The sequence below is a fragment of the Salibacterium qingdaonense genome (assembly GCF_900114715.1).
Lineage (GTDB): Bacteria > Bacillota > Bacilli > Bacillales > Marinococcaceae > Salibacterium > Salibacterium qingdaonense.
Map to the genome: position 1 here is coordinate 170,120 of NZ_FOTY01000003.1, position 20,939 is coordinate 191,058.

19 protein-coding genes and 5 tRNA genes are annotated in these 20,939 nt (G+C 45.1%); 17 read left to right on the forward strand and 7 right to left on the reverse strand.

Annotated elements, in window-relative coordinates; all coding sequences use genetic code 11:
- The first annotated feature begins 37 nt into the window (after positions 1–37).
- Together BM058_RS04150 and BM058_RS04155 are read left to right on the forward strand one after the other, a co-directional pair.
- Complete coding sequence (locus tag BM058_RS04150; protein WP_090925756.1) at positions 38–1,324, forward strand: DEAD/DEAH box helicase; 1,287 nt, start codon at positions 38–40, stop codon at positions 1,322–1,324.
- Positions 1,325–1,338: 14 nt separating this feature from the next.
- Complete coding sequence (locus BM058_RS04155) at positions 1,339–2,229, forward strand: deoxyribonuclease IV (protein ID WP_090925757.1); 891 nt, start codon at positions 1,339–1,341, stop codon at positions 2,227–2,229.
- Positions 2,230–2,404: 175 nt separating this feature from the next.
- On the opposite strand, the gene BM058_RS04160 is transcribed toward BM058_RS04155, so the two are convergent.
- Positions 2,405–2,662, reverse strand: coding sequence for a DUF2624 family protein (locus BM058_RS04160; RefSeq protein ID WP_090925758.1), 258 nt, complete (start codon positions 2,660–2,662; stop codon positions 2,405–2,407).
- A gap of 251 nt (positions 2,663–2,913) precedes the next feature.
- Here BM058_RS04160 and BM058_RS04165 point away from each other — a divergent pair, with 251 nt between their 5' ends.
- Positions 2,914–4,293: a sensor histidine kinase gene (locus BM058_RS04165; RefSeq protein ID WP_090925759.1), complete on the forward strand. Its 1,380-nt coding sequence runs from the start codon at positions 2,914–2,916 to the stop codon at positions 4,291–4,293.
- Between the two features lie 78 nt (positions 4,294–4,371).
- On the opposite strand, the gene BM058_RS04170 is transcribed toward BM058_RS04165, so the two are convergent.
- A complete protein-coding gene (locus BM058_RS04170; protein WP_090925760.1) occupies positions 4,372–4,566 on the reverse strand; it encodes a hypothetical protein in 195 nt (64 codons plus the stop codon).
- A 225-nt stretch (positions 4,567–4,791) separates the two neighbouring features.
- On the opposite strand from BM058_RS04170, the gene BM058_RS04175 reads away from it, so the two are divergent.
- Positions 4,792–5,493, forward strand: a complete 702-nt coding sequence (locus tag BM058_RS04175) for a lytic transglycosylase domain-containing protein (protein WP_245736829.1) — start codon at positions 4,792–4,794, stop codon at positions 5,491–5,493.
- Between the two features lie 366 nt (positions 5,494–5,859).
- Here BM058_RS04175 and BM058_RS04180 read toward each other — a convergent pair whose 3' ends face one another.
- Positions 5,860–7,974, reverse strand: coding sequence for an RNA degradosome polyphosphate kinase (locus tag BM058_RS04180; RefSeq protein ID WP_407690160.1), 2,115 nt, complete (start codon positions 7,972–7,974; stop codon positions 5,860–5,862).
- Between the two features lie 45 nt (positions 7,975–8,019).
- The gene (gene ppx / locus BM058_RS04185) at positions 8,020–9,597 is read right to left on the reverse strand and encodes an exopolyphosphatase (RefSeq protein WP_245736830.1); all 1,578 of its coding nucleotides are present in this window, start codon (positions 9,595–9,597) and stop codon (positions 8,020–8,022) included.
- A gap of 177 nt (positions 9,598–9,774) precedes the next feature.
- Here ppx and BM058_RS04190 point away from each other — a divergent pair, with 177 nt between their 5' ends.
- From BM058_RS04190 to BM058_RS04210, 5 genes are all read left to right on the forward strand, one after another.
- The gene (locus BM058_RS04190) at positions 9,775–10,545 is read left to right on the forward strand and encodes a metal ABC transporter ATP-binding protein (protein ID WP_090925763.1); all 771 of its coding nucleotides are present in this window, start codon (positions 9,775–9,777) and stop codon (positions 10,543–10,545) included.
- A 2-nt stretch (positions 10,546–10,547) separates the two neighbouring features.
- The gene (locus BM058_RS04195) at positions 10,548–11,420 is read left to right on the forward strand and encodes a metal ABC transporter permease (protein WP_322787871.1); all 873 of its coding nucleotides are present in this window, start codon (positions 10,548–10,550) and stop codon (positions 11,418–11,420) included.
- 55 nt (positions 11,421–11,475) lie between these two features.
- Complete coding sequence (locus BM058_RS04200) at positions 11,476–12,318, forward strand: metal ABC transporter permease (RefSeq protein ID WP_245736831.1); 843 nt, start codon at positions 11,476–11,478, stop codon at positions 12,316–12,318.
- A complete protein-coding gene (locus tag BM058_RS04205; protein WP_090925765.1) occupies positions 12,315–12,743 on the forward strand; it encodes a Fur family transcriptional regulator in 429 nt (142 codons plus the stop codon). Before BM058_RS04200 ends, BM058_RS04205 begins: the two co-directional genes overlap by 4 nt.
- A gap of 109 nt (positions 12,744–12,852) precedes the next feature.
- Entirely contained in the window at positions 12,853–13,272 is a 420-nt protein-coding gene (locus BM058_RS04210; RefSeq protein WP_090925766.1) for a DUF4190 domain-containing protein, read from the forward strand.
- Between the two features lie 88 nt (positions 13,273–13,360).
- Here the strand turns inward: BM058_RS04210 and ispG are convergent, their stop codons facing one another.
- On the reverse strand, positions 13,361–14,458 hold the full coding sequence (ispG, locus tag BM058_RS04215; protein WP_090925767.1) for a flavodoxin-dependent (E)-4-hydroxy-3-methylbut-2-enyl-diphosphate synthase: 1,098 nt from the start codon (positions 14,456–14,458) through the stop codon (positions 13,361–13,363).
- A 124-nt stretch (positions 14,459–14,582) separates the two neighbouring features.
- Positions 14,583–14,915, reverse strand: a complete 333-nt coding sequence (locus BM058_RS04220) for a hypothetical protein (RefSeq protein ID WP_090925768.1) — start codon at positions 14,913–14,915, stop codon at positions 14,583–14,585.
- 108 nt (positions 14,916–15,023) lie between these two features.
- On the opposite strand from BM058_RS04220, the gene BM058_RS04225 reads away from it, so the two are divergent.
- Together BM058_RS04225 and BM058_RS04235 are read left to right on the forward strand one after the other, a co-directional pair.
- Positions 15,024–15,911, forward strand: coding sequence for a DUF1002 domain-containing protein (locus BM058_RS04225; RefSeq protein WP_090925769.1), 888 nt, complete (start codon positions 15,024–15,026; stop codon positions 15,909–15,911).
- An 888-nt stretch (positions 15,912–16,799) separates the two neighbouring features.
- Positions 16,800–17,450, forward strand: a complete 651-nt coding sequence (locus BM058_RS04235) for an NfeD family protein (protein ID WP_090925771.1) — start codon at positions 16,800–16,802, stop codon at positions 17,448–17,450.
- Positions 17,451–17,459: 9 nt separating this feature from the next.
- Here the strand turns inward: BM058_RS04235 and BM058_RS04240 are convergent, their stop codons facing one another.
- Positions 17,460–18,260: a DUF1189 domain-containing protein gene (locus tag BM058_RS04240; protein ID WP_090925772.1), complete on the reverse strand. Its 801-nt coding sequence runs from the start codon at positions 18,258–18,260 to the stop codon at positions 17,460–17,462.
- 199 nt (positions 18,261–18,459) lie between these two features.
- Between BM058_RS04240 and BM058_RS04245 the strand changes: the two genes are divergently transcribed.
- From BM058_RS04245 to BM058_RS04270, 6 genes are all read left to right on the forward strand, one after another.
- On the forward strand, positions 18,460–20,097 hold the full coding sequence (locus BM058_RS04245) for a Na/Pi cotransporter family protein (RefSeq protein ID WP_090925773.1): 1,638 nt from the start codon (positions 18,460–18,462) through the stop codon (positions 20,095–20,097).
- A gap of 177 nt (positions 20,098–20,274) precedes the next feature.
- Positions 20,275–20,349 (forward strand) — tRNA-Asn (locus BM058_RS04250).
- 3 nt (positions 20,350–20,352) lie between these two features.
- A tRNA-Met gene (locus tag BM058_RS04255) sits at positions 20,353–20,429 on the forward strand.
- 47 nt (positions 20,430–20,476) lie between these two features.
- Positions 20,477–20,552, forward strand: a tRNA-His gene (locus tag BM058_RS04260).
- Positions 20,553–20,579: 27 nt separating this feature from the next.
- A tRNA-Ile gene (locus tag BM058_RS04265) sits at positions 20,580–20,656 on the forward strand.
- Positions 20,657–20,700: 44 nt separating this feature from the next.
- Positions 20,701–20,793: transfer RNA gene (locus tag BM058_RS04270), tRNA-Ser, on the forward strand.
- The last annotated feature ends 146 nt before the right edge of the window (positions 20,794–20,939 follow it).

The following is a 20,939-nucleotide window of genomic DNA, read 5'->3' on the forward strand; positions in this document are numbered from 1 at the left end:
AACGAAGAACATTTTGTACCATGGAAGGCGGTTAGACATGAAAGGATTTAAAAGGTTTGAACTGCCTCCGTTTCTATTGGAGGCGCTTGAAAAACAGCATATCCATCAGCCGGCCGATATTCAGGAAAGGCTGATCCCGGCTGTTTTGAATAAAAGGGACGTCATAGGACAATCCCAGACAGGAACGGGGAAGACACTGGCATTTCTGCTCCCGGTTGCCGCCCGTATCGATCCGGAAAAACATCATGTACAGGCCGTCATTCTCGCTCCGACAAGGGAACTGGCCTCTCAGCTTCATCAGGAACTCAAGAAACTGCTGGAGGTTGGAGAAGGCAGTCGTATTTCCGCCAAAACACTTATCGGAGGGACGGACCGCCAGAAAACGGTAGAACAGTTTCAGCAGCCGCCTCATATCGTGACTGCGACGCCAGGACGGCTGAAAGATATGACAGACAGCGGTGTGTTGGATGTCAGTAAAGCGGAAATGCTTGTCGTAGATGAAGCCGACCAGATGCTCGACATGGGATTTATTGAAGAAATCGATCCGGTAGCTTCTAAAATGCCGGAGACGCTGCAGATGTTGGTGTTTTCCGCCACTATTCCGGAGGCACTGCAGCCGTTTCTGAAAAAATATATGAGTTCGCCCCGGCATGTGCATGTTCGTCCGGAAGAAGCGTCACCGGCTGTCATCGATCATTACTTCATCCCGATCAGACATCGAAACAGGACGGAGCTCACGATTGAGCTCGCTCTCAGGCTTCAGCCTTATTTTGCGATTATATTCACTTCCACGAAAGAAGAAGCGGATGAAATGGCTGAAGCAATGAGCATGAAGGGCATTCATGCGGACACACTGCACGGCGATATCAGCCCGCGCCGACGTAAACAGGTGATGCGCAATATCGATAAGCTCGACGTGCAATATCTGGTAGCAACAGACCTGGCCGCAAGAGGAATGGATATTGAAGGAGTTTCCCACATTATTAATCATTCTCTTCCGAAAGAACTCGGATACTACGTGCACCGGGCAGGCCGGACCGGACGCGCCGGGGCGGACGGAGAAGTGTACACGCTCATAGATGAACAGTCCGAATATCCCCGCGTCTCGAAATTACAGGATCAGAGCACCCCGTGTACCTTTATTGATTTTAAAAAAGGAGAATTCACCCTGCTCGACAATCCATTGAAAAAGGCTGCAAAAAAGAAAAACAAGTCGTCAGACACAGATGCTGCGGTGAAGAAACCGAAAAAAGTGAAACCAGGGTACAAAAAGAAAGCCGCACAGCAGCCTGCGGGCAGACAAAATAAAAAACGCAGAAAATAAGGAGGACAATCACGGTGTTACTAGGATCCCACGTTTCCATGAATGGAAAGAAGATGCTTCTCGGATCAAGTGAAGAAGCATATTCCTACAATGCTTCGGCCATGATGATTTATACTGGTGCCCCGCAGAATACGCGTAGAAAAGCAATTGAGGATTTAAACATTGAAAAAGGCAGGGAGCACATGGCCGAACACGGCATTAAAGAGGTTGTCGTACATGCTCCCTACATCATAAATATAGCCAATACCACTAAGCCGGAGACCTTTCAGCTGGGTGTGGACTTTTTACGATCGGAGATAGAACGGACAGAAGCGATTGGGGCAGCACAGATTGTGCTTCATCCTGGATCCCATGTCGGAGAAGGGGCGGATAAAGGAATCGCAAAAATCATTGAGGGATTGAATGAAGTAATTGACCCTTCCCAGAATGTTCAGATTGCGCTGGAGACAATGGCTGGTAAAGGTTCTGAATGCGGTCGTACATTTGAAGAACTGGCGGCGATTATAGACGGAGTAACGCATAATGAAAAGTTATCCGTCTGCTTTGACACTTGTCACACCCATGATGCCGGTTATGACATTGTTCATGATTTCGACGGTGTATTGACATCGTTTGATAAACATATCGGTATGGACCGGCTTAAAGTGCTGCATGTGAACGACAGTAAAAATGAAAAAGGGGCAGCTAAAGACCGTCACGAAAACATAGGTTTTGGCTATATCGGTTTTGAAGCACTGAAAGATATCGTGCACCATTCCGAGTTCGACAGCATTCCAAAAATACTGGAAACACCATATGTCGGCACCGACAAGAAAAATAAAAAGCCGCCTTATAAGCACGAGATTGAAATGCTCACTGCGAAATCGTTTAACGAAACGATGAAAGATGAACTTCTTTCACAGTAAGCACAAAGAGCCATGGCGTCCCTCCCTCCCGATAAGGAATACCCTTCCTGTTGGGAGCTTTTTTTATCAAAAATCACATCTGTCAGCCCTCTAAAAAAGAGGGGCACCGGGCAGCTGCTGTTGTGCTGTTTGTAGATAGGACTTTTACTGATTGTACGAAAAATACAACGGTGTTTTACGTCATATACTGATGATAAAGCTGTTTCACGGCCTGAAAGGTTTCAGGTGAAACATTCTTTTGAATGGCGTTGAAAACAGGCTGGTGGGTTGATGCATCATCGATACTCCATGAATGAGTCTGAACAACATGAAGGATGACGGCCGCCTCTTCGGGCATCATAGGGACACCAAACACACGTGCATATTGAAGAATGTCTTCAGGCCGCATTTCAGCTATTTTATACTTGATCCACTGTTCTTTGAAAGCATTCATGTTTTACATCCTTCCTGCATAAAATCTGATAAAGAACTGCTTTTATATCTATGCAGAATTCCCGTAAATGTCACCCTGTAAGTGAATTTTCCATGGAAGCAGAAATATTGCGATGAATGCATTAGAAAAAAATGACCAAAAAATGTAGCAATTATTGAAAATTTTAGTATAATTGAAAACAGGATAAAAAATGGCGGGGCACCAGGGGAAGCATATGTGGTATGGAACTGGTTTAATCAAGGAGGGGTACCATGAATCAATCGCTGCAGACCGTAGATACGAGTGATTTTCAGGAAAAATTTCAGGCACTCAGGTCGGATGTAATGGAACTTCTATTGTCAGAGAGTGGAATGATTCTATCTGTGAATGAAACAGCAGCCGCTTTTTTTTCAGAGTACGATTCTTTTTTCCGCTATGTACCAACGAAACGGCAGCAGCAGGTGAAGTATTTTCTGGAAGAAGTCAAATGCCGGGGATTTTCCGAAGGAGTACCGGTCTGCCACTGTTTTCAGCAGGACAAGCAGTATATTCAATATAATGCGGAATGGTCGGAAGGATATATTCTACTAAGCGGACGAAATATGTCCAGGAGCAGATTTTCCGTTGAAACCTCTGAATTGCTGCAGCAGTTTGAGCATGCCGGGGCCATTATTAATGCGGATATGAACATTGAAATGTACAATGAAGCTTTTAAAAACTATATCCATCCTGAACCGGAAGTGGGAACTGTTTCTGACCGAAAGACGAGGTATGAAAGTCCGTTGCATTCAACTGCAAAACTGGAAGTCGCACCTAAACTTGTCGATGAAGTACTTGAGAAACAGAAGCCCCTTGAGCTGGAAGTGAAAAATGACCAGGCGGAAAATTGGCTTTATTTAAAAGGAATCTATTTAGCGGACACAGATTCTGTCCTTCTTATGGTATATGACCTCACGTATGAAAAAAAGTATCACCGCCTTCTTACGTACCAAGATCAAATGGAATCGGTTTCTTATCTGTCAGCCGGGGTGGCACATGAACTCCGTAATCCTTTGTCCGTCATAAAAGGATTTCTGCAGTTGTCATCACTGACGGAAAGTTTTTATAAGTATTCGGACACGATATTGTCCGAAGTGGAACGAATGAATGAAATAATAGACAATTTTCTGTCGGTCGCCCGTAAAAAAGTCCAAAAAGAATGGAAGGTGCCTTCTGACCTTCTCGATAGTGTCATTGACATGATGCGCTCGGAATGTTTGATGCAGGGAGTGTTGTTTCATTACCAGGTCGAGCCGGTTGAAGGTGTTATAGAGGTAAATGAGTCCTCTTTTAAACAGATTATGCTGAATGCCCTTCGAAATTCAATGGACGCGTTTCCGGAAGGAAGGAAAAATAATGAATTCTCCTTAAACAGTTTCTCAAGGGATGGTCATTTGATCATTCAGCTGAAAGATAATGGTTCCGGTATTCCCGCCCATGTTCTTGAAAACATCGGAAAACCATTCTTCACAACCAAAGAAAAGGGAACGGGAGTGGGTATTCCATTGTGTAAAAAAATTATGGAGGAACATAACGGCACGTTCGAGGTGGAGAGCGGGCCTGGACAAGGAACGAACATAAATCTGTCTTTCCCCCTTTATCACAGGGAATAAAAGAAGAGCTGTCCCTTCAGTGTGCGGGGCAGCTCTTCTTTTATGGTGTATAGAATTGGATTCAGTGACAAGATGCCATCAAAACCGCGACTGTTTATTATCCAAATATAGGAAGCGTTTCGTTGGACTCCGCCTTTCCTGCCCGCTTTCCGCGGGCGTCGCCTCAGCTACCGGGAAAATCACCCGGTGATCTTCGGCTGACGCTTCTCCCGCTGGAGTCGGGCAGACGGCTCCGTCCAACGAAAAAGAAAGGGGGATACATGCTTTAATCACAGATACACCCTCCTCATAGAACCTGTCCCCATTCCTTTATATGGTAATCGACAGGCGTGCGTCAAAACAATTCAAAAAAGCAGGAGCCGATTTGGTTGACGAAGTTGCTAAAGGATTACACAATCAGAAATTACGGCTTTTGCAAGACCTTCATGTTTAGGACACAAAATGTGGGGGTAATACGGGCAGGGCCTGCTTCATAGTGTCCATGAAAATGAAACGGAGGTGGCATCACTGAAACACGCACCCTTAATAGGGACAACCTTTCTGCTATCCTTCCTTCTTTTGATGACGGGGTTTGATCAATCCCATTTGAACGAACTGGAGGGAAAGAGTGCGGAACTGGAGAAGGCACAGACGTTGAACGATAAAGCATCATTTCTGACTAAATCCGAAAAGATCTCCTGGGATGCAGGATATCACGAGTGGAATGATGCGAGACAGGTGGCGGAAAAACTGAAAGAAAAGAGCGGTGGATCTTTCCAAATTGATTGGGGCACTTATATGGTATATCAAGCAGAAAAGAAAGATATTCCGCCGTCTCTTGTGTTTGAACTGCTGAAAGTGGAAACCGGCGGCACGTTCGATCCAAAGCTGACAGGACCGCCGACAAAATATGGGCATGCCTACGGGCTGGCACAGTTTATGAAAAACACCGGACCGTGGATCGCGGATATGGCTGATCTGCCGTATGCGCATTCGATGTTATTCGACCCATTTTATTCCATTCAGCTTTCCATAGAATATCTTCATTATCTGCACGGGGAATACGGAAACTGGAACCAGGCACTTACAGCCTATCACCGCGGCATCGGCGGTCTTGAGGAATATGAAGAAAAACATGGACATGCCCGGAGCTGGTATGCAAAGGAAATTCAAAACAAAGCAGCTCAGTTTGAGGACCCTGCAGAAAAAGAGCAGTCCTAAAGGAAAAAGAGTCTGGGACAAAACCTGTATAAGATAGAAAAATGCCGAACGATTTTAAAAAATCGTTCGGCATTTTTCGTTGCTGAGACAAACCGCTGCGCCAAAATGCTTCGCTTTTACTCCAGAGCACAAGGGCGACATCGATTCGCCGGGGCTCATCGTGTCTTCTTTGCCGCGGGCACGGCTCAAGCCTCCTCGGAAGAAAACCGCTTCCTGCGGGGTCCCCGAGACTCGTGCTGTTCTGAGCAGGAGTCGAAGCATTTTGGCTCCGCTGCCACTAGACTGTTGAGCAACGCTGCAAGATATTCGTATTGTCCTCCACCTATTTTACTTTTGTCCCAGACTCTTTTTGATAATAATCTGTATTTATTCATCTTGATGGTCAATAAAACGAGCGGCGTGTTCAAACAGCCGAAGCTGGCTGTTGACAGCCTCTTCATTTTCTTCCCGGGCCACATAATGGTACTTACCGTCGCTATCTTGAATCCGGGCTTTTTCATTGTCATGCAAGGTGATCTCAAGCACGGTTTTCAGCCGTGCTTTCAGTCTGTCATCGAGTATGGGGAACATGATTTCAATACGTTTTTCCATGTTTCTTGTCATCCAGTCTGCCGAAGAGAGAAAATAAGACTCTGCCCCGTTATGATGAAAATAAAATAGACGGGTGTGTTCGAGAAATCTTCCGACAATACTGCGGACCCTGATGTTGTCGCTGATTCCTTCAATACCCGGCCGCAGGCAGCAGATTCCGCGTACAATCAGATCGATTTTCACACCCGCACGGGAAGCTTCATAAAGCTTAAGAATGAGGGGCTTATCAGTAAGAGAGTTCATTTTGGCAATGATGCGGCCCCCGCCGTTATTCTCATGAAAAGAGATTTCTTCATCCATATACCGCAGAAGCTCGTCACGTATCTCCACCGGGGAAGTGGAAATATGGTTCCATTCCGGCTTGGTACGATAACCACTCAGGTAGTTGAAAAAATTTGTCGCGTCTTCACCGACATCTTCTCTTGATGTAATCCATCCCATATCAGTATATAACTTGGCGGTGGAATCGTTGTAATTGCCTGTCCCTAAATGAACGAACCGTTCAATGCCGTGAGACTGCCTGACAACAAGTGTAATTTTGCTGTGGGTTTTCAGCCCGGTGATCCCGTAGATCACATGAACACCTGATTTTTCCAGCTTCTTCGCCCATTGAATATTATTTTCTTCATCAAACCGGGCTTTCAGTTCCACAAGCACTGTTACCTGCTTACCGTTTTCTGCAGCTTCAGTGAGGGCATGGACAACCGGTGAATCCCCGCTGACCCGGTAAAGCGTCTGTTTGATGGCGAGCACAGCCGGATCTTTTGCTGCAGCTGTGATAAAATCAATAACTCCCTGAAAAGACTCATACGGATGATGCAGAAGAATATCCTTATTCTTCGCAACATTTAAGACATCCTCCGTCTCATCAATCAAGTCTTCGGGAGGCTGTGGAATTAATGTTTCATAAACAAGGTGTTCAGATTCTTCAGCCATTTGACTGTACAATTGAAAAAGAAACGTTTGATCAAGCGGCCCCCTTAACCTGTACACGTCGTTGGGGTGAATTTCAAGTTCCTGCGTGAGGTAGTGGAGAATTCTCTCATCCATTAAACCAATTTGGTATTCAAAACGCACGGCAGCTCCCCATTTTCGTTTTTTCAGTTCTTTTTCAATTTCTACGAGCAGATCCCGCGCCCCTTCCTCATGAATGGTGAGATCGGCATTTCTTGTAATGCGGAACGGAGATACAGAAATTACTTTGTAGCCCACGAACAGCTCTCCAATAAACTCGCTGATCACCTGTTCGAGCATGATAAATTGTTTCCGGTTGGGGGATGTGCCGGGCATTTCGATATAACGGCTTAACACGGCAGGAACCTGTACGATGGCTATCTGTTCACTATGTACCTGACTGGTTTCCTTTAACAGTACAGCCAAATTAATGGACTTACTCAGCAGAATAGGAAACGGGCGGTATGCATCCACTGCGAGAGGAGTAAGCACAGGAAAAATATACTCTCGAAAATAATTACGGAGATACCCCATCTGTTCAGCGCTTAATTCTTCCATTGTCAGAAATTCAATGTGCTCCTGATGAAGAAGAGATGTTAATGTTTCCGTAAAAAAATTGTCCTGGAGATGGGTTAGTTCCCTTGTTTTTTCTGTGATTTTCTTCAGCTGCTGTTTCGGAGTCAGACCGGCCTTGTTTTCCGGTTTATTGTAGCCGGCTGCCACTTGATCTTTCAGACCGGCCACCCGGACCATAAAAAATTCATCCAGGTTGGAACTGAAAATAGCGGAGAACTTCAGACGTTCAAGCAGGGGATTCGTCTCATCCAGTGCTTCTTCAAGCACTCTTTCATTAAAAGCAAGCCAGCTCAGTTCCCGATTATTATAGTAAGCCGGGTTATTCAAATCCGGTTCAAGCTGTTCATCAGAAGTCATCATTTGTTCACCTATCCTTACAGTACATCGTTCGAATTCATTTTAACATTAAAATGTAAAGGATTTATTAAGTTCACTTATAGGATAGAAATGAAGTGTTATTTTTCGTTTTAAAATTTTCTCGACGTGCTTTTTGTACTTCTGGCTCTTCATTTCTTCAAAGTAGCTGTAGGTTCCTTCCCTGCATCCTATGTACAGATCGATTGATTTACCATCATTGTGTACTGCTGAAACTTCCTGGACGACCTGGCGTTTTGTCCGGTCCAGGGCATACGATAATTTTAGAATACTTCCGAGAAGTTCATAGCGCTTGAATTCTTTTTTAGAGACATAGTTCTGAAAAGGCGGGGACAGACGTTTCATCCATGATTTTGATTTGAAAGAAGCAATAAATGCCATAGCGAGCCTTTCAGAATGGGGGATTCCGTCAATAGAGCGGTTCGTCAACACGTAAAATGTGTGCTGGCTGCTCGTTTCGTGACTGATAAACTCCCCGATATAAAGTACTTTAGCGCTTTTTTGGAGGAGTGGCACATTTTCCCCGGATGTCAGTTGTTCCGGTATGGTTTCTTCAAGCTCGGTATACAACTTTCGGGCGAGACTTCCCACTTCCTGGACGTACTCCTCGTTCATTTCAAATTCCCGGCTCAGTTGAAAAAAGCTTTCTTCCGCAACTTCCGGAAGTGCGTGCAATGAATGCTCGCGCAGCAATTCTTCAAAAAACAACCCTTCACGCAGGCCCTTACTACTCATCATGAAATAATTAGATCGCAGATAGGAAATGAGTTCATGAATGAGCCGGACCGCTGGAATGATGACGTCTGCGCGGTCTTTAGAAAGACCCTCCATGTTTTCCCGCTGTTTGAACCCGGCTTTTTCGAAATTCTGCAAAACATCCTCAATAGCAGCCGGAGTCATTTCATACTGATGAAGCCCGGAAAGAGGGTAATCACGTTGTGCCTGATGAACAAGCGCCATGTTTCTGGCACTTCCGCCGATTCCGATAACAGGAAGCCCCGAGGCATCCTGAAGCCAGGGGAGAGATGCAAACTGCTCATAGAGAAAGTCCGAAAGCTGTTTTAGATCTTCTTTCTGTGGATCCCGGCCGGGAAAAAATTTCTGTTTCAATGTCAGGGCACCGAACGGGAAACTGTGTGTATGGATGAGGGTTTTATTTTTAAAAAAAGTAATTTCACTGCTTCCGCCCCCGATGTCTATCGAAATTCCGTCTTCTACAGCAGTGGAATTAACAACGGCAAGGTATCCGTAATACGCTTCTTCATCTTCTGTCAGAACGCGGATAGTGATCGACGTGCTATTGTGTATGTGATCCAGGATATCCTGTTGATTGGAAGCATTTCGCACCGCTGCAGTGGCCACCGCTTTCACACGATCTACACCGTGGTGGATGATAACTTCTTCGAATTGACAAAGTGATTCTTTCAGAATATTCATACCCTCTTCGGTAAGCCTGTTAAAAGCGTCAATATGGTTATTCAACCTTGCCACCAGTTTTAGGTTCTGCAGTTCTCTTGTTCCCTTTTTTTCATCCAGTTCATTAATCACAAGGCGGATGGAGTTGGACCCAATATCAATTACCGCTACTTTTTCCTTCGTTGTCATCATTTGTCCGATATCGCTCCCTACCGTTTAAATCATTGTAATTTTATGATAAACGGTGTAAAGAAAAAGAACAAGCACGATAAATGTGATATAGTTTACAATGAAAGCACGATGATGTATACTTGCCTGCGTGCAAATCGTAATTATTACGATTACTATGAAAAGGGAGGATTCCCGCTCATGGACGATAATCATATAAGTACCATGGTAAATATGAACAATATAACATTTCAAAGAGGAAACCAAACGATTTTAAGCAGTATTGATTTATCTGTGCATAAAGGGGAATTTTTAGGACTTGTCGGGCCGAATGGTTCAGGAAAATCGACATTGATTAAAATTATGCTCGGACTGCTTCAACCGGATGCAGGGACCGTTTCGTTGTTTGAACAGCCACTGACGACATTCAAACATTGGGAAAGGATTGGTTATGTACCCCAGAAAGCAGCTTCTGTGAACCTGGGGTTTCCAGCAACGGTATATGAAGTTGTCTCGATGGGGCTGTTTTCTAAAGTCGGTCTTTTCCGTTTTTTAAATCGGCACCATAAGAAGAAAATTGATGAAACATTGCAGCAGGTTGGTATGCTGGAGTATAAACATCGAAATATTGGAGAATTATCCGGAGGACAGCAGCAAAGAGTGTTTATCGCCCGTGCTTTAGTTAGTGAGCCGGACGTTTTAATACTGGACGAGCCAACGGTTGGTGTAGATGCTGCCACCGTACAACGCTTTTATCAGTTGTTGTCGCGTCTGAATGAGGAGGAGAATCTGACATTGCTTTTGGTGACGCACGATGTAGGCGTTATGACAAAGTATGTCAGTCATGTAGCCTGTTTGCAGCAGACTCTTCATTTTCATGGTTCAGCCGGAGACTTTGAAGAGAGTGATCTTATTTCTATGTACGGGGAAAATGTTGAGATTCTGTCCCATCAGCACGGGGGGCATAGTTAATAATGGAAGCTTTTATACAATATGATTTTCTGCGGAATGCAGTAATTACGGGGGTATTGATTGGATTCACCGCACCGGTGCTGGGTGTTTTCATTGTAGTACGGCGTTTGGCACTGATCACGGATGCTTTATCCCATATCACGTTAACCGGTATTGCCTTTCATTTGTTTCTCTCCCAGACGCTGTCCATTTTAACAGGGCTCAGTCCGGTTTATATGGGAATGGTCTTTGCGGCTGCGGGTTCCCTCTTGATTGAAAAACTGCGTTTGGTATACACGGCATACCAGGAACTGGCGGTGCCGATTATTTTGTCAAGTGCTATAGGACTGGGAGTTATTTTTATTTCTTTGGCAGATGGGTTCAACCAGGATTTGTTTCAGTACTTATTTGGCAGCATTATTGCTGTCAGCAGGGACGATCTCGCGGCTGTTGCCGGAATAACGGCTTTTGTTGCAGTTGTGCTTATTCTGTTTTACAACCAACTGCTCTTTATCGCGTTTGATGAAAATCAGGCGCGGGTCAGCGGTATTCCAGTAAAAAGCATGAATCTGCTGTTCATTATTATGACAGCTCTTGTGATCGCAACTTCCATGCAGCTTGTTGGAATTCTGCTCGTTTCGTCTCTGATGACACTTCCGGTAGCAGCAGCTCTTCAGGTAGCCAAAAGTTTCCGGCAGATGTTTATGTATTCAGTCATCGTCGGTGAGTCAGCAGTTATAAGCGGAATGATATCAGCGTTTTACCTCGATGTCTCTTCAGGTGGGATGATTGTATTGGCTGCGCTTTTCCTTCTTTTTTCAGCCATGATGTACCGAAGGGCTTCAGGCAGACCTGTTTATCATCCCGGACGTCAAAAGGAAACTGCGGCGGAATAAGTTGCAGGCGCAGAGACTTTTCATATAGAATAAAGATAGTGAAGATGTGATATTAATGATGGAATTAACATTTTTGGAACGGGGTATCATAGCAGCACTCTGCATCGGACTGATTGCACCGCTTATGGGGACCCTGCTTGCTGTGCGCCGTTCTTCGATAATAGCCGATTCTCTTTCCCACGTAACACTGACCGGCATCTCTGCCGGGGTTTTAATTGGCGGTACGATGCAGTTTATACCTGTACATCCGCTCTATACGGGATTTGCTTTTTCTCTGGCAGGTTCGCTTTTTATTGAGAAATTAAGACAGGAGTACGCATCGTTTCAGGAACTGGCCGCCCCGATTATTTTATCGGCCGGCATTGGATTAAGTGCGGTTTTTATGAGTTTGGCACCTTCAGGGCAGAATGAATGGTACGATTATCTGTTCGGAAGCGTGGTGTCGGTCGGAAAAGGTGACCTTCTTTTTATACTGATTACGTTCATTGTCTCCGGCCTGTTATTTGGTCTCTTTTTCAAAGAACTTGTTTTTGTTTCTTTTGATCAGGAGGGAGCGGCAGTATCCGGTATCAAGATGAAAACCATCAATTTTCTGTTTTCATTTTTGACTGCACTGGTTATCTCCATGTCAATGAAAGTTGTTGGAATTCTGTTGGTCGGAGCTCTTATCTCTCTCCCTGCAGCTGCGGCTCTGCAGCTTGCCTCGAGTTTCCGGGCGCTCGTTTTATGGAGCATCGTTATTGGAGAGGCCGCTGTTTTGACCGGGGTCATTAGTTCGTATCACTTGAGTCTGGCCACCGGTGGATCCATTGTCGTATCCGCAGCTTTGATACTTGGAGCTGTATTGGCATGGAAGCCGGTTTCGGCACGTATTTTCAGCAGGAGGAATCAATTATGAATGTAGACCAGGCGCTTTCACTTTTAAAGGAACATGGATATAAATTTACCGGAAAACGGGAACAGATGCTTTCTGTTTTCGCCGAAGAAAAACGTTACCTGTCCGCAAAAGATGTGCTTACCGCCCTTCAGACAGACTATCCCAACGTCAGTTTTGATACGGTTTACCGTAATTTATCCCTTTTTGAAGACATGGAGATTTTAGAAGTGACTGAGCTTGAAGGGGAGAAACGGTTTCGTTTCCATTGTTCCACCGATCGTCACCATCATCACTTGATTTGTCTGGACTGTGGGAAGACAAAGCAGGTTCATGCCTGCCCGATGGAATGGATAAATGGCAGCAGCGACGAAGAATTCGAAGTGACCGGTCATAAGTTTGAAGTGTATGGTTACTGTTCTTCGTGCAGTACAGCGGCTGAGGTGTAATGCTGGATTTTGGCAGAGTGCCGCACGGGCAGGCGGGCATACTAAGACTGCTCTTTCTTTTCATTTGTTCGAAAAGAGCTGATTATGAAGAGCAGGGAGGGGCAGCAGCATGGACGAAGGTCGCCCGAACCAGCAGGACACCCAGACGATGGCAGCGCAGGAAAGAGAAAAAGGTCCTGATGATGTAGAAATCGCTGAGGACGATTATACAATGGAAACAGCTTCTGAGGTAGCTTCACCGGGTATTGGAAGCCGGTCCAATCTGAGTGGTACAGAACGGGAGGAACAGGAACAGTACGAAACGATGGAAGCTGATATCACGGATAATTCGATTGGAAAGGGACTGGGCGTGACGGCCCTTATCCTGAGTATCTGTTCTTTGTTTTTCCTGCCGGTTTTTACCGGCGGAGCTGGAATTATATTAGGCATCTTTGCTGTCAGAAGAGAGGCGGCAGCTTTAGGATGGTGGGCTGCCGGACTCGGTGCTTTTTCTATTGCCGTAACGGTATTGTTCGCGCCATTGTTTTAACGACAGGTGCCTCTGGTGCTTATAACACAAAAAAGCTGTTCCGATGCGTGCATCGGAACAGCTTTTTTGTGTGGTGCGGCATGCTTTTTTATACTTGTGTTTCCTGAGCAGCATAATGCTCTTCAGCAATCTTATCGACTTCTTTTTTCAATTCATCCACCATGGTTTCCTCAGGAACCTTACGGATAATTTCGCCGTGACGGAACAGGAGACCTTCTCCTTTAGCGCCGGCAATACCAATATCGGCTTCCCGTGCTTCTCCTGGTCCATTTACTGCACAACCCAGTACGGCAACTTTCACAGGCGCTTTAATGGTGGAAATGTATTCTTCTACATCATTTGCGATACTGATCAAGTCAATTTCGATACGTCCGCAAGTCGGGCAGGAAATCAGTGTTGCAGCGTTTGAGGCCAGCCCGAATGTTTTCAGAAGCTCCCGGCCTACTTTTACTTCTTCGACAGGATCAGCACTCAGTGAAATACGAAGCGTACTCCCTATACCTTTGCTTAGAATGGCCCCAAGGCCGGCTGAACTCTTAACAGAACCGGCAAACTGCGTGCCTGACTCGGTGATACCGAGGTGAAGCGGATAGGAAAAGGCCTGAGCTGCTTTTTCATAAGCTTCAATGGCCAAATGAACATCAGACGCCTTCATGGAAACGACAATGTCATGAAAGTCCAGTTCTTCGAGGATTTTAATATGATGAAGGGCGCTTTCCACCATGCCGTCGGCTGTCGGATATCCGTACTTTTCCAGGATATGGCGTTCAAGGGAACCTGCATTCACTCCGATACGGATCGGTATCTGTTTGGCTTTCGCTGCTTTGACGACTTCTTCGACTTTTTCACGGGTTCCGATGTTTCCCGGATTAATCCGTATTTTGTCGGCACCACCTTCAATTGCCATCAGTGCCATGCGGTAATCGAAGTGAATGTCCACGACGAGAGGGATGTTAATCTGCCTTTTGATTTCCGGTATAGCTTCTGCTGCTGGAATATCCGGGCAGGCGACACGGACAATTTGGCATCCCGCTTCTTCGAGGCGGTGAATTTCATTTACAGTTGCTTCAACGTCATCCGTTTTTGTTGTTGTCATGCTTTGTACTACTACTTGGTCGTTACCCCCGATTACAAGGTTCCCGACTTTGACCTGTCTTGTTTCTGTGCGATGGGTGATTTGGCTCATGAATCCATTCGCCCCTTTTTCCTAAAGTATATGTCATGTTCAATAACGATCTTCCATCATTCATTTTAATCAGGATCATTATTTATTCTATCAGCGTTCTGAACGATTTGGCAAGCAAAGGGGTTCAATACGATAATTCCTGCCTGCGGCTGTAAAGGGGGAATTGATAGGGCTTGTTCACCTGAATACGATCCGGGGAAATGCCGTCATTTAACTGTTTGAAATCACGGGTTATTATCTCGACGGAAGCGGGAAGTACACCATCGTGCAGTTTTTTAGTAATGGAAAGTAAGGTCTGCCCGGATTCGACTGTAACTTCTACAGCAGGTCCGTCGTCTATATTATCTGAAGGTGAAGGCTTGTCCTCCATGGAACCTGTCAAAGTACCTTCTGTTAAATCATAATAAACAGAAACGGAGAGTAAAATAAAAAGGATAAAGAACAATGTTTTTTTCATGGTTATTCTCCTCCAGGTGGACGATAAAATGATGTAGTGTAATGATATGCATAAAAAACTTCTTTCAGAACGACAGGGAAAAATTTATACAAAAAAGGAGAATGGTATATGAAAAGTGTAAACATACGAATGATGTCTGCTTTGGCAGCATTCATGCTGGCAGTAACACCAATGTCTGTTTCAGCCGCCGAAGGGGATGTTATCGTTACTCTCGGAGAAGATTTAAGCGAGCAGCAGCGAAACTCGCTTCTGGAGGAAATGCAGGTTGATGACAGTGCGGAAATCATTACGGTATCCAATGAAGAGGAATACGAATATCTTGGAGAATATCTCGGGGACGAAATCGGGAGCAACGCCCTTTCTTCATCGAAAATAACGATCGCACCAGAAGGGGAAGGAATAAGTGTAGATACGAATAATATAACCAAAGTGAGCGAGGGCATGTACGCGAATGCTCTTGTCACCGCGGGAGTGGAAGATGCAGAGGTATATGTCACAGCTCCGACAGCTGTATCCGGAACCGCAGGATTAACCGGGCTGATTAAAGCGTATGAAACGCAGACCGGAACAAATATTTCCGAAGAACAGAAACAGGTGGCCAATGAAGAGATGGTTAAAACCTCGGAACTTGGGGAAAGCATCGGAACTGAAGAAGCTACAGAGCTTATTACACGGATTAAAGAAGAAATCAGCAATCAAAATATTGAAACCGAAGAAGATCTGCGCAATCTGATTGAACAGGTTGCAAATGACTTGGGAGTATCGTTGACAGAAGAAGAAATGAACGGTCTCGTCTCTTTGTTTGAGCGCATGCAGAATCTTAATATTGACTGGGATCAGGTTCAGAGTCAGATATCGGATATCCGAAACAATCTTGATGAATTTTTGAATCGTGAAGACACGCAGTCTTTCATCTCCAGTTTTCTTGACTTTATTAACCAATTGATCGATTCGCTGAGCGGATGGTTCGGAGGAAATGAAGAAAACGCGTCCTGATATCCAACGTAGAGTTGGGGACAAAACCTTTAAAAGAAGCGAAAAATGCCGAACGATTTTTTGAAAATCGTTCGGCATTTTTCATTCCTGAGATCAACCGCTGTGCAACATACTTCGCTTTTACTCCGGAGCACAAGGGGCGGCATCGATTCGTTGGCGCTTATCGTGTCTTCTTTGCTGCGGGCACGGCTCGCGGCGCAGTATCCCGGATCAGCTGCTTGTTGAGGCCGACGGACCCCGGCGGTCCTGAGGTGCTCCGCGTTGGGATCACGACGCCAGCCGGTATAACGGAGGAAAAGGGACCAGCTCTGGCAGTACAGATGCAGAAAGATACAGGCGTTTGTTTGTTGCGTTCAGATTTTTGGGGGGGCGGACGTTCGTTGAGAATGGGTTCTAAGGCACTTTAGGGGGTTCCATTCCTCCGTAAACGTCGTTAGGAACATCGCCTGAGGCACTTTATAGTATTCGGTACCCCCTTAAACGTCGTCATGAATAATTCATAAGGCACTTTAGAGGGTTTCGTGCCCTGGTAAACGTCATTATGAACGGATCGAGGCTGCGTGCAGCGGGGGAACGCACGTGCGGACGCCGGCCCTGACCGCACATCCTGCGGGGTCCTCGTGACTTGTGCTGTCCGGAGCAGGAGTCGAAGCATTCTGGCTCCACTACGATGCGGCTGTTGCACAACGCCGCAAGCCATTCGTGTTGTTCTCCACCTATTTTACTTTTGCCCAGACTCTTTTTATATACGGAAGTTTTACTTTATGAGTGAAAAATACGACAGAAAAAGGTAGAATGGAATTGAAACGGTTTAACTGATCAAACGTATAATAGACATCAATCGATTCCACTGTTTGGACTTTTTGCTCAAAAAAGGAGCTGATGAATATGGATTGGATGCAGTTTCCCAGTATAGGGTTTCTTGTCGTTTTTTTGGGAACTCTTTTCTTGATGGGAGAGATGCTCGTTAAAGCAAAAGGGTTATTCGCCATCCTCGGTGTCGCATTTATGAGCTTATTTTTCACCTTTCATATCGACGGCGGGGGAAGCATGTGGATTATCATCCTTTACCTTCTCGGTGTAGCATTAATTATCCTGGACGGAAAAGTAATCAGTGACGGCACTATTGCCCTGTTCGGAGCTCTGCTCATGGGACTCGGGCTTGCTGTACCGACTCCGTCTATAACATATGGCATTTTGGTCGTGTTTGGTTACATTGCCGGGTTGTTCTCTTCAGGATTGTTTTTGAAAGTGTTCTCAAGCCGTAATCTGTGGTCGAAAATCACATTGAAAGATCAGCTGGGAAGTGAACAGGGATACAATTCAATGAACGATTCCTACAGAGAGCTGGAAGGAAAGCCTGCTAAAACGTTAACGCCGTTCCGCCCGACGGGAACGATTATTGTAGAAGGCAGGCATTACAGTGCAACAAGTGGTGATCAATGGCTTGATGCAGATGAAGCGGTCACGGTTGCGGAGGTGGATGGTACCAAAATATTGGTACGCCGCCGGGAAGAATATGAAAGAGACAGCGAATGAGAGGTTTTCTCATTGCTGTCTCTTTTTTTTAGGCACGGGTAGTCTGCTGTAAACCACAGCCAGCCATACAAAGGCAATGAACCAGTAAAGAATATTCTGTTGATAATCCGGAAGACGGCCGGGGAACAGGTTGATCAGGGTCAACAGAATCGTCGGCATTGTCACGGCGTAGGCGCAGATGATCCAGATCTGACGGTAAGATAATGGCACAGGGGAGCGTTTGCGGATGATAAGCCCGTACACTGACAAAAAGCAGATGCCGATGAATTTCAATGCCGTGTTGAATAAATACATTAACAGTATCGTCACCGGAATGAAAAGAAAGAGAAGCCCGTCCGCTCCCTGAATCAATGAAGTCATATCTTTTTTGGGAATCGTGAATCCTTCCGCCATTCTATAAGCAAAAGAACGCTGTTCCATGCCGGTATTCAGGACAAACTCATCTTCAAGAAAAGCAGTAACCTCATCCTGTTCTTTTATATGTGTTCTTTCGCTTTGGGAGAGAGTGCCGCCGGGGTCAAATATGATACGCCTGCTACGTTCATCCGTTATGTCAACAAAAGAGGAATCACCGGCCTGAATGTCTCCGCCGCTGATGGTGAAATCCGGCATGTCATCATGAGTAAGCGCTGACTCCAGCTGATTAATTCCCCCTGTTATGGACAAAGTAAGAGAGATGGCAGCCGGTATACTTGCTGCTATCATAAGAAAAAAAATGTAACCGATTGATTTACCGATTCCCTTGAAACGGAATCGGCCGACATAAACAGCAGAATAAAGACTTTTTATAAATGTTTGGAGGATCGTCATTATGTACTCCTTTCTTTACTACTTGTCTAATTTTATCTTAGTCCGCACATTCTAAAAACTAATAACATAACTTTCTTTACAATTCTTAATAAAATCTTTACAAAAATTAAATGACATTGTCGAAAAAATAAAGTAAAATGCAAAAGGTTTGTCAGTAAAAGGGGATCATTAATTTATATAACTGAAGGGATGAGAATGATTGGAAATTGATGTTCAAACGATCATTTTTTCGTTTTTAGGCGGTCTCGGAATCTTCTTGTTCGGTATTAAATTTATGGGGGACGGTCTTCAAAAAGCAGCCGGAGACCGGTTAAGGGAAATACTGGACAAGTTTACAAGCAATCCACTGATGGGTGTACTTGCAGGAATTATTGTAACCATACTTATTCAAACGAGTTCCGGTACCACGGTGCTGACAGTTGGTCTTGTTAATGCAGGGTTTATGACTCTTCATCAAGCCATTGGTGTCATTATGGGTGCCAACATTGGTACAACGGCGACGGCTTTTATTATCGGTCTTGATATTGAAGCCTACGCACTGCCCATTATGTTTGCAGGTACTGTCATGATATTTTTCCTGAAAAACAAAAAAATTAATAACATCGGACAGATTCTATTTGGTTTCGGCGGTATCTTTTACGGCCTGAAATTGATGGGGGACGGTGTCGCTCCACTTGAAGGACTGGAGTCTTTTCAGAATCTGACGGTAAGCATGAGTAACAATCCGATACTTGGTGTCATTATCGGTGTTGCATTTACTGTAGCGGTGCAGAGTTCTTCGGCTTCCATCGGACTGCTGCAGGAACTGTATCAACAGGGCGCCATTATGCTTGATGCGGTGATGCCCGTTCTTTTCGGTGATAATATCGGTACAACGATTACAGCGGTATTTGCGGCTATCGGGGCTTCCGTTGCAGCGAAACGGGCAGCTTTTGTACACGTTATATTTAACTTGATTGGAACGACCATCATACTTATTCTGCTTGCGCCCTATACAATGTTTATGGAGAACGTACAGGAGTGGCTGAACTTGAATGAGCGGATGACAGTAGCATTTGCCCACGGCATATTCAATGTTTCAAACACGCTGCTGCAGCTGCCGTTTGTCGGACTGCTGGCCATTCTTGTCACGAAGCTTATTCCTGGAAAAGATACAGAAATTGAATACAAAGCCCGCCATCTGGACACGAGCTTTATTGAACGTTCACCTGGTATTGCACTTGGACAGGCAAAATCAGAAACGCTGCGGATGGCTGAGTTTGCCGAAAAAGGGCTGACGGAATCTCTGCAGTATCTGAAAACGACACACAAACGCCATTCAGAGCTGACTATACAGTTTGAAGAAGCCATCAATAATCTCGACAAAAATATAACGAACTATCTTGTTTTAGTGTCAGAGAGCTCACTTTCCGATGAAAACTCAAGAATGCATTCTCTTCTCATGGACACAGTGCGCGATATTGAGCGCATTGGTGACCATATGGAGAACATGGTGGAATTGGTGGATTATCAGCTCACCAATAAAGTGACGTTATCCGACGAGGCGCATAAAGATCTGGATGAAATGTTCAACCTGACAATTAACACGCTTCAGCATGCGATTAAAACGCTTGAAAATGATGATGTGGAAGAAGCTAAAGAAGTCGTGAAACAGGAAGAAGAAATCGACAAATTGGAACGCAAACTCCGTAAAAAGCATATCCTCAGATTGAATGAAGGAAAGTGCTCCGGCTCGGCAGGGATCGTTTTCGTCGATATTCTAAGTAACTTGGAACGAATTGGAGATCATTCGGTTAATATTGCGGAAGCTGTCCTTGAAGAACAGGAAGAATCATAAAGCGAAAAGAAGTTCTGAACAAAAAAGGGTTTAAAGTTAAAATACTTCCGGACGATTCGAATTAGAATCGTCCGGAAGTATTGATATAAAAGGATAAAAAATCATCTTGACCCGGATAATTCAGCGTGATATGATAACTACTGTCGCTGTGAAGAATGCGGACGAGATATTACATATTCCACAGTAGCTCAGTGGTAGAGCTATCGGCTGTTAACCGATCGGTCGCAGGTTCGAATCCTGCCTGTGGAGCCATGAGGCGGTGTAGCTCAGCTGGCTAGAGCGTACGGTTCATACCCGTGAGGTCGGGGGTTCGATTCCCTCCACCGCTACCAATTTAATTTTATTGAGTCACATGTCAAGCATTTCCATGCTTCATATGGCGGTTGTGGCGAAGTGGTTAACGCACCGGATTGTGGCTCCGGCATGCATGGGTTCGACTCCCATCAATCGCCCCATTCAATAATGAATATGTCAGGCTTCCGGGACCCTTAGCTCAGTTGGTTAGAGCAAACGGCTCATAACCGTTTGGTCGTAGGTTCGAGTCCTACAGGGTCCACCACTTTCATCTTTTACCGTCAGGGAACGGACTATTTTTGTTTACACGGAGGAATACCCAAGTACGGCTGAAGGGGACGGTCTCGAAAACCGTTAGGGGCTTCACGGCCCGCGAGGGTTCGAATCCCTCTTCCTCCGCCATATTAAAACAAACTGAAAAAAACATGTTTATCACTGCCGCCAAGGTGGTATAGTACGAATGGTGTTCAAAGGAGCACCATTCGTTTTTGTTGAAAAGACAAAATGAATTTGGTAATGTAAGACTTGCCGGACAGGTATTCACGGTT

Coding starts and splice junctions, on each gene's coding strand:
- BM058_RS04190 (WP_090925763.1), top strand. CDS start 9,775: ATGGACGATAATCATATAAGTACCATGGTAAATATGAACAATATAACA.
- BM058_RS04200 (WP_245736831.1), top strand. CDS start 11,476: ATGATGGAATTAACATTTTTGGAACGGGGTATCATAGCAGCACTCTGC.
- BM058_RS04195 (WP_322787871.1), top strand. CDS start 10,548: ATGGAAGCTTTTATACAATATGATTTTCTGCGGAATGCAGTAATTACG.
- ppx (WP_245736830.1), bottom strand. CDS start 9,597: ATGATGACAACGAAGGAAAAAGTAGCGGTAATTGATATTGGGTCCAAC.
- BM058_RS04220 (WP_090925768.1), bottom strand. CDS start 14,915: ATGAAAAAAACATTGTTCTTTATCCTTTTTATTTTACTCTCCGTTTCT.
- BM058_RS04160 (WP_090925758.1), bottom strand. CDS start 2,662: ATGAATGCTTTCAAAGAACAGTGGATCAAGTATAAAATAGCTGAAATG.
- BM058_RS04205 (WP_090925765.1), top strand. CDS start 12,315: ATGAATGTAGACCAGGCGCTTTCACTTTTAAAGGAACATGGATATAAA.
- BM058_RS04210 (WP_090925766.1), top strand. CDS start 12,853: ATGGACGAAGGTCGCCCGAACCAGCAGGACACCCAGACGATGGCAGCG.
- BM058_RS04240 (WP_090925772.1), bottom strand. CDS start 18,260: ATGACGATCCTCCAAACATTTATAAAAAGTCTTTATTCTGCTGTTTAT.
- BM058_RS04165 (WP_090925759.1), top strand. CDS start 2,914: ATGAATCAATCGCTGCAGACCGTAGATACGAGTGATTTTCAGGAAAAA.
- BM058_RS04235 (WP_090925771.1), top strand. CDS start 16,800: ATGGATTGGATGCAGTTTCCCAGTATAGGGTTTCTTGTCGTTTTTTTG.
- BM058_RS04180 (WP_407690160.1), bottom strand. CDS start 7,974: ATGATGACTTCTGATGAACAGCTTGAACCGGATTTGAATAACCCGGCT.
- BM058_RS04150 (WP_090925756.1), top strand. CDS start 38: ATGAAAGGATTTAAAAGGTTTGAACTGCCTCCGTTTCTATTGGAGGCG.
- BM058_RS04225 (WP_090925769.1), top strand. CDS start 15,024: ATGAAAAGTGTAAACATACGAATGATGTCTGCTTTGGCAGCATTCATG.
- ispG (WP_090925767.1), bottom strand. CDS start 14,458: ATGAGCCAAATCACCCATCGCACAGAAACAAGACAGGTCAAAGTCGGG.